This window comes from Corallococcus sp. 4LFB (assembly GCF_046520365.1).
Lineage (GTDB): Bacteria > Myxococcota > Myxococcia > Myxococcales > Myxococcaceae > Corallococcus > Corallococcus caeni.
In genome coordinates, this window is sequence record NZ_JBKGHJ010001182.1 from 1 (window position 1) to 675 (window position 675).

1 protein-coding gene is annotated in these 675 nt (G+C 77.6%); it reads right to left on the reverse strand.

All coding sequences use genetic code 11. The annotated features are described in order from the left end of the window. Positions 1-675: RluA family pseudouridine synthase (locus tag ACLEQD_RS44805; protein ID WP_410391978.1), on the reverse strand; the 675-nt coding region annotated here is incomplete at both ends.

A 675-nucleotide genomic window follows, 5' to 3' on the forward strand; every position in this document is an offset into this window, starting at 1 on the left:
CGCCATCAGCCTCCCCGCGCTCCCCGCGCCGCCGTAGCGCGCGTCCCCCAGGATGGGGGTCCCCAGCGCCGTCAGGTGCGCCCGGAGCTGGTGCGTGCGGCCCGTCCGCGGCAGCAGCTCCACCAGGCAGAACGCGTCCCCCGCGAACAGCGTCCGGTAGTCCGTCCACGCGGGCACGACGTTTGGCCGCGCGGGTCGCCCGCCAGCGCCCCGGCCGCGACGGGTCCTTCGACAGGGCAGGTCCACCGTGCCGCCCGCCGCGAGCCCCGGCCCCGTCGCCGCGAGGTACCGCTTGCGCGCGGTGCCCTCCCGGAACGCCTCCGCCAGCGAGGACGTGGCCGCGGCCGTCTTGCCGAACACCGTCACCCCGGAGGTCTCCCGGTCCAGCCGGTGCACCAGGCCCGCCTGCCGGCCCAGGTGCTCGCTCACCACGTCCACGAGGCTTCCGCCCACGCGCCCTTCCGTGGGCTGCGCGTTCAGGCCCGCGGGCTTGTCCACCGCGATGACGTCCGCGTCCTCGAACAGCACGCGCAAGGGGGCCGCCGGCTTCGCGGCCTCCAGGGGACTCTGCCCCGCCTCCTCCAGCACCACCGTCACCACCTGCGCGGGCTGCAGCCGCGCCGCCCGTCCCGCGCGCGGCGCCCCGCCACGTACACGGCGCCCACGTCCACCAGC